A 6,700-nucleotide genomic window follows, 5' to 3' on the forward strand; every position below is an offset into this window, starting at 1 on the left:
CGTCTCTCATTCTTTTGGTATGATCCGTGTCACAATGCTTATAAAGATGGGGAAGAAGTATGATAATTTTCGAAAATGTGTCCAAAGTATACCCAAACGGGGTCAAAGGACTACAAAACATTAATTTGACGATCGAAGAGGGAGAATTTGTCTCAATCATCGGTCTGAGTGGGGCAGGGAAAAGCACCTTATTGCGCTCGATCAATCGTTTAGTGCCGATCACTGAAGGGGATATCCGCATTAATGAGACCTCGATCACTAAGGCAAGCAAGAAAGAATTACGATTGATCCGTCGTCAAATCGGATTGATCTCTCAAAGTTTCAATTTAGTCAAACGCAGTACCGTTCAAAAGAACGTCCTATCTGGACGTTTAGGGTATTATTCAACTTGGAAAAGTATTTTAGGATTATTTACAAAAGAAGACTATCAACGAACAAAAGAAGCACTAGCCACGGTTGGTCTGTTGGATAAGCTGCAGACCCGCAGCGATCAGTTGAGTGGCGGTCAGCAGCAAAGGGTCTCAATAGCAAGAGCGCTTGTTCAGCAAGCACCGATTATTCTAGCAGATGAGCCAGTAGCTTCATTAGACCCGATCACGACAGAGAAAGTCATGCAGGACTTGAAAAAAATCAATCAAGAAATGAAAAAAACAGTGATCGTCAACCTCCACTCTGTTCCGCTAGCACGGTCTTACTCCACACGAGTCATTGCTTTGAAAGCGGGAACGGTTGTTTTTGATGGTGTGCCGGAAGCATTGACAGATGAACGGCTGGAACAGATTTATGGCAAGGCGATTTTTGAAGAAAAGGCAGGAGAAACCCATGAAATTGAAAGAGACCGTTCACTTTAAGTGGTACAAGAACCTGCTGATCTTGCTCTTCTTAATTCTTTGCTTTCAAAGCAGTGCATGGATCACAGGGGCTGACTTTGCGCAAGTCTGGTCAAATTCCAACCAAGTAACGGCATTCTTTGCACGTTTCTTGCATCCGGATTTTAGCTATTTACCGAAATTAGTCTCGCCAATGCTTAAAACATTGGAAATGTCTTTAGTTGGAACGGTCATCGGTGTCTGTCTAGCGATCCCGGTCAGTTTCTTGGCTACGACAGTCATTACTGAAAATCGCTGGCTTTCGACGATCTTTCGCTTTTTATTGGGCTTGATTCGGACGATTCCTAACCTATTATTGGCTGCATTGTTTGTTGCTATCTTTGGGATTGGAGAAGCAACAGGGGTCCTGACGATTGCTGTCTTTACATTTGGGATGGTCTCTCAGTTGATGTTCCAAGCAATTGAAACAATCGATTTTGGTCCGATCGAAGCTGCGGCGGCGGTCGGGGCCAGCAAATTGCAGATTGCAGTCTGGTCAGTAGCTCCTCAAGTCATCAGTCAGTTTGCCAGCTATACCTTTTATGCATTTGAGGTCAATGTTCGTGCTTCGACAGTCCTAGGTTATGTAGGGGCTGGGGGGATCGGCGTCATTTTGAATTCGTCTTTGGCATTGCTGAAATATGAACGAGTTTCCATCATTATTTTGACGATTTTAGTCACTGTGGCCATCGTTGACCAATTAAGTGAACGAGTAAGGAGGTCCTTTCTATGATGATTCGTGAAGTGAGTAAAAAAACGTGGCTCCTATGGGGACTATTCGTAGTCCTGTTCCTGTTGTCTGCAATGGACTTAGACTATTCGGGATTAAGCACTTTTTCACTGGCAATGGGCAGAGATGTGTTGAAAGGACTGAGTCAGCCAGACTGGTCATTTTTCTATGACGGCAGCGGGGAAGATTTATTTAGTCTGCTGTTATTAACGATCGGCATCGCTTGCTTGGGAACCATGATCGCCACGGTTTTAGCCATTCCCATCACATTGCTGAGTGCGGCCAATCTCTGGTCAGCAACTCCTTGGGTCGCTAAAATCGGTAAATTTATTTGCAACGTCTTGCGGGCGTTTCCAGAACTGGTCTATGCGATCATTTTTGTTAAAGTCGTTGGTCCAGGACCTTTTGCCGGTGTGATGGCAATCGGTGTCCATCAAATCGGAATGTTAGGCAAGTTGTTTACGGAAGAGATGGAAGCGATGGATGAACGGCTGACCGAAGAGATGCAGGCGGTGGGTGCAAATTTCTGGCAAACAATGTTTTTTGTACGTGTCCCTTATTTGATGCCGATCTATAGTTCCTTTGCGTTGAATCATTTTGAGATCGCTGTGCGTAGTGCGGCAACACTAGGCTTAGTTGGTGCAGGCGGAATCGGTGCACCATTGATTTTTGCGATCCAAACACGTACGTGGAGTAAAGTTAGTATTATTTTGATCGGTGTAGTGATCACCGTCTTTGCTTTAGACCAAATAACAGGAATCATAAGAAAGAAATTGAGATAAAAGATGAATTTATTGCATATATCAGATATACATTTTCGCAGACAATACCCAGACTGCCAAGAGGGTTATCAAGGCATGTTGGCGGCCATGCAGAATCCATTGATTCCATTAACAGAATGTCTTCGCCATGCCCAGCAACGAGCAACGATTGACCTAGTCGTTATCAGTGGGGATTTGACGGAGGATGGAGACGTGGAAGACTATCGTTACTTGAAAGAACAACTGCATAGGCTGCTAGGCGATGTCGAAATAATCGTTACTTTAGGCAATCATGACATCAAAAGCAATTTCCACATAGGCTGGTGCGGTACAGCGGCCTCCGAGTCGCCATATAATCAAGTAAAATGTTATTCAGATATGGCGATTGTTGCCTTTGATAATTCCCGCTATGGAGCTTCTGATGGCGTTGTCGATGAACAACAATTCCACTGGCTGCAACAGACGTTAGCGGAATTAAAAAATCTGCCGATCGTCTTAGTGACCCATCATCATTTACTGGCACATCAAAGTACGACACCGGTGTGGCCCGGTACGGATCGTTTGTTGGACTTGCTGTCCTCCTATAACATTCGCTGTATCCTCAATGGTCACACGCATCATTCCTTTACCGGTGAGATCCAAGGGATTCCTTACTATACTGTCGCCAGTATGTCTTTTGTGGGAGAAGATGAAGGTCAAGGCATCGTGCGCTTCGAAGAACGATATGGCTATAATTTGTATCGTTTTGAATCCGGTAAATTGATTCATCAAACTTCTGAGAATTATTTGCCAAATCGACTGCTGAAAGTTGTAGATATGACCCAAGAATAGAAAACGGCCTTGTGCATCAATCGAAATAATCAGAAATCAACGGTACATCCGCGCGCCACTGATGAGTAGCGAATGTACCGTAAAGCTTTTAATGAGCGCTCTGTTTATGAACGTGACGGCACAGTGCCGTTTTTTGTTATTTAAGAAATAGTAAAGCTGTAGAATCGTATCAAGAAGTGTCTTCACTGATCCAAATATTGCCCAACGCTCACAGCTAGTAACTAAAAGGTTTTGATCACCTCAATGGTTCCATCTAATTGAAACAGCAACGTATACTGATTGTCTGTCTTGATTCCGTCAAAGCGTCGGGCATAGTAACAGACCGCATCTTTGAGCGTTCGCGTCGTTACCCCTAAAAAAGAGGCGCATTCTAGTAACGTTTTGCAGCCCTCTTCAAAGCAGGCGATGATATCGTAAGGTGTGACAACGATTGCTGCACCAATGTCACGTGCCTTACGTTCCTGTTTACGCTTTTCATTGGTATCTTGTGCAGTGATGTCTCCTGCACTTGTTAAATAGTGTCCGATTTCTTCACCCATGGTCCCTAACAAGTCTGCTTTCGATTGTTTTGGATTCAGATAAATATGATCATCGATATATAAGCCTTGTTGACCTTCTGGCATATTTTTATCAAAAATAAAATGCAGATCTGGGTATGCAGCCATTAGTTCTTCAACTTTATCCATATACATCAATCCTTTTGGGCATGCCGCTGTTTTATAAAGTCGATATAATTCAGAATGTCTTCCATTTGTTCATCGGTTACATTTTCATCAATATGGGCAGCTACTGTTTGCACCCGCTTAGAAGGTTGGGTGAAGTTGTCTATGGCATGTCGTCCTAACAAATAGTCTGTGGAGACATGGAATAATTCAGCTAATTTCACGATCGTTTCACCATCAGGCTCGTTTCGATCGTTTTCAAAATGCGAATAGGCGGCCCGGGTGATTCCTAGATGGTCAGCAATCTGTTGCTGCGTTTGATTCATTCCTATCCGCAGTGCTTTTAATCGTTCACCAAGCATGGTGATCCCCCCTTTTCGATCAGTATACCACAATTAGATACGAAGTGTATCTAATTTGATTGAATAAAGATATGCAATGTATCTTTTTAGTTGACGATATGAATCGTATCGAATATACTCCAATTAGTTGATACATTTTGTATCAAAAAGAGAATGAGAGAGGGGTTATCTATGGATACAACAGTTGCCGCAGTCGTTTTACCTTCCTTGATTACCGGTGTTCTAACCTACTTTGCTACTCGGGTGTCGAGCAAAGCAAACTTAGAGCAGACCAATATAGAAAATGCCAAGATCTTATATGAAAAGTATGAAAAGCTCAATCTCGAACTAGAAACAAAAGTGGATGAGCTGGAAGCTAGCGTAAGTGCCGCTCGGAGAGCCCACCAAGAAGAGATCATTATCTATCAGGCAGAACTAGCAAAAGCCCGTAGTGAGCAGGAGCGTTTAGCCGCAGAGAACCGCCAACTGAAAGAGACAGCTGTTCAGAATCAGCAAAAGGGATGAATGATATAGATGAGAGAGGCTTGGACTCGTTCCTAGGAAAGACAGGGGATAAAGTGAAGGAGAGGAAAGCATTTTACTAAGAATATGCAGAACTAGCCCACTTCACTAATAAAGAGAAGTAAACTAGTAACTGGTTAAAGATATTCTGAAACAGTAGTAAAGTAAATGATTATGAGGAAAAGCTATCCATAAACGAGGAGCACGTTGCAGTCTTTACTATGGGATGGATGAGTTCAGGGGTGTTTTTTCTTGATTGACCAAATTATTGCATTGATTATGGCGTCAATCTTTATAGGACTGGTACTAGAACTTATTTCTAAGAATCCAATCATCAAAAGTAAGCTGCTTCTAGGACAGTCGCTAGCCGTTGCTTCCAGCACAAAATAAGGGCCGACCTATTCGCAGTAGGTCGGCCCTTTGTGTTGTAACTTGTACCAATTATCGTATTTCGCAAATAAATTATAACGTTAAGGCAATAAAATGAAAGCCACACGCTTTTGAACAGATGTCTTTAGATTTGTAAGATGATTCTAATGAAGGAACTTATAGAGAAAAGAAATACTTTTTTCGATTATTTAAGCTCGATGTAAATACGCTTGTATCCTTTAAAAGAAAGAATAATCGGAATTACAAGATTACAAGGAAGGCTGCTCGAGAGCAACCAGTACGCCAAAAAAGTGGTCTGTTTATGGATAAATTATTTTCGGTAAATCGTATAAAGAAGTTGAAGCAATAATTGGATTCAGTGATAGCACGCTTTCAGAATAAGGAAAAATCGAAAAGGGTAATCTTTCTTCAGTTTTTGATGAATACTAATTATTATTCTCTTACTAACTATTTTCTATTATTGTGTTGGATGAAGTGGACAAACACCGAAAGAACAATTTTATACATTGTTTAGTCGTGTATAATTGTGTGTTGTAATATTGTAAAAGTAATTAATTAAAACGAGGTAGATGAAAATGCTGAATAAGATTAAAGCGATTTGTGTGTGTGCTGCGATAATTTTAGGTGTTGGAACTATTGGGAATACTGTAGCAATTGCATCAGAAGTTAACACCAATACAAATGAAAATGAGTATGTAGATGAAGAAGGAACGTATGGTGTACTACTAGAATATCTTTCAGATGAGGTTATAGCAGAAATCACCAGTATAACTTTCCAAGACCTAATGAATTTAGCAATTGAGAAAGGTTATGATCCAGAAGATATTTGGACCAAGGAAGAAATTGAAATGAATACCAGATCAGTCATGCTACGTAGAGGCGTAAATAAAATGATTGTAATGAGCAATGACTTGAAGTACCTATATTTAGATAGTTCGTATTCAAAAGCAGCGTTAGCTCTAGGAGTTGGGGCTCTATCAAGTTTATTTTCCCCAATTGCAGGTGTTTTCGCATCGACTGCGGCAGCGTTCTTGATAGATAAAGCAGGAAGTGTGGATCTCAACAAAGGAGTAATTATAAGATTTTCGAGGAATAAAGCCCATCTCTTAGTTCCAACTGCTATATGGACACAGGATAGCTAGTAGGATCGAAGGTGAATGAAGTGACGGTAGATAGAAAAAGAAAGATAGCTTATGTAATAACATTCATAGCACTACTATTTTTGTTATTAGGATTTAGGTATTTTCCAAATCACGATACGATGATTATTGTTACAGTCCTATTTTTGATAGTACTTAATGATAAAATAGCATCGCTAATATTAAAAATGTGGAAAAAAAATGACAAAAAAATGTAAGACTCTGCTGCAAAATTTCAAAATGAATAATAAGAATATATTGCTTACTATAGATTAAGCTGGAATTCCCAATAATAACTTGATTTCCATGCAGACTGAAGAGAGTGTAAAATATTTTGTGTAAATAGAAAAAAGGAAGTCCCTTCTGTAGAATAGAGCTACCACAACACATTCACAGAAGAGAGGACTTCCCTATGAACGATTTTACTACAGAAATTCTAAAGACTCTAGCGAACA

9 protein-coding genes are annotated in these 6,700 nt (G+C 40.7%); 7 read left to right on the forward strand and 2 right to left on the reverse strand.

Annotated elements, in window-relative coordinates; translation table 11 throughout:
* Positions 1-59: 59 nt before the first annotated feature.
* From phnC to DVW06_RS13650, 4 genes are read left to right on the forward strand one after another with little or no spacing between them, the layout of a single operon-like run.
* Entirely contained in the window at positions 60-851 is a 792-nt protein-coding gene (phnC, locus tag DVW06_RS13635; protein ID WP_003129303.1) for a phosphonate ABC transporter ATP-binding protein, read from the forward strand.
* Complete coding sequence (gene phnE, locus DVW06_RS13640) at positions 823-1,602, forward strand: phosphonate ABC transporter, permease protein PhnE (protein WP_005469909.1); 780 nt, start codon at positions 823-825, stop codon at positions 1,600-1,602. The genes phnC and phnE (DVW06_RS13640) overlap by 29 nt, the downstream gene beginning before the upstream one ends.
* Positions 1,599-2,381 (forward strand): phosphonate ABC transporter, permease protein PhnE, encoded by a 783-nt coding sequence (gene phnE, locus DVW06_RS13645; RefSeq protein WP_003129305.1) that lies wholly within the window; start codon positions 1,599-1,601, stop codon positions 2,379-2,381. The genes phnE (DVW06_RS13640) and phnE (DVW06_RS13645) overlap by 4 nt, the downstream gene beginning before the upstream one ends.
* A gap of 3 nt (positions 2,382-2,384) precedes the next feature.
* Complete coding sequence (locus DVW06_RS13650; protein WP_003129306.1) at positions 2,385-3,191, forward strand: metallophosphoesterase family protein; 807 nt, start codon at positions 2,385-2,387, stop codon at positions 3,189-3,191.
* Positions 3,192-3,412: 221 nt separating this feature from the next.
* Here the strand turns inward: DVW06_RS13650 and DVW06_RS13655 are convergent, their stop codons facing one another.
* Positions 3,413-3,877, reverse strand: a complete 465-nt coding sequence (locus DVW06_RS13655; protein ID WP_003129307.1) for an ImmA/IrrE family metallo-endopeptidase — start codon at positions 3,875-3,877, stop codon at positions 3,413-3,415.
* 5 nt (positions 3,878-3,882) lie between these two features.
* Entirely contained in the window at positions 3,883-4,215 is a 333-nt protein-coding gene (locus DVW06_RS13660) for a helix-turn-helix domain-containing protein (protein WP_029486232.1), read from the reverse strand.
* A 171-nt stretch (positions 4,216-4,386) separates the two neighbouring features.
* Between DVW06_RS13660 and DVW06_RS13665 the strand changes: the two genes are divergently transcribed.
* The 3 genes from DVW06_RS13665 to DVW06_RS13670 all read left to right on the forward strand — a co-directional run bounded on the left by DVW06_RS13665 (position 4,387) and on the right by DVW06_RS13670 (position 6,248).
* A complete protein-coding gene (locus DVW06_RS13665) occupies positions 4,387-4,719 on the forward strand; it encodes a hypothetical protein (RefSeq protein ID WP_005469925.1) in 333 nt (110 codons plus the stop codon).
* 249 nt (positions 4,720-4,968) lie between these two features.
* Positions 4,969-5,106, forward strand: a complete 138-nt coding sequence (locus tag DVW06_RS17095) for a hypothetical protein (RefSeq protein ID WP_155804651.1) — start codon at positions 4,969-4,971, stop codon at positions 5,104-5,106.
* Between the two features lie 575 nt (positions 5,107-5,681).
* Entirely contained in the window at positions 5,682-6,248 is a 567-nt protein-coding gene (locus tag DVW06_RS13670) for a hypothetical protein (protein ID WP_050762678.1), read from the forward strand.
* Positions 6,249-6,700 lie beyond the last annotated feature (452 nt).

Source organism: Enterococcus sp. ARL09-542 (assembly GCF_005234805.1).
GTDB lineage: Bacteria > Bacillota > Bacilli > Lactobacillales > Enterococcaceae > Enterococcus_D > Enterococcus_D gallinarum.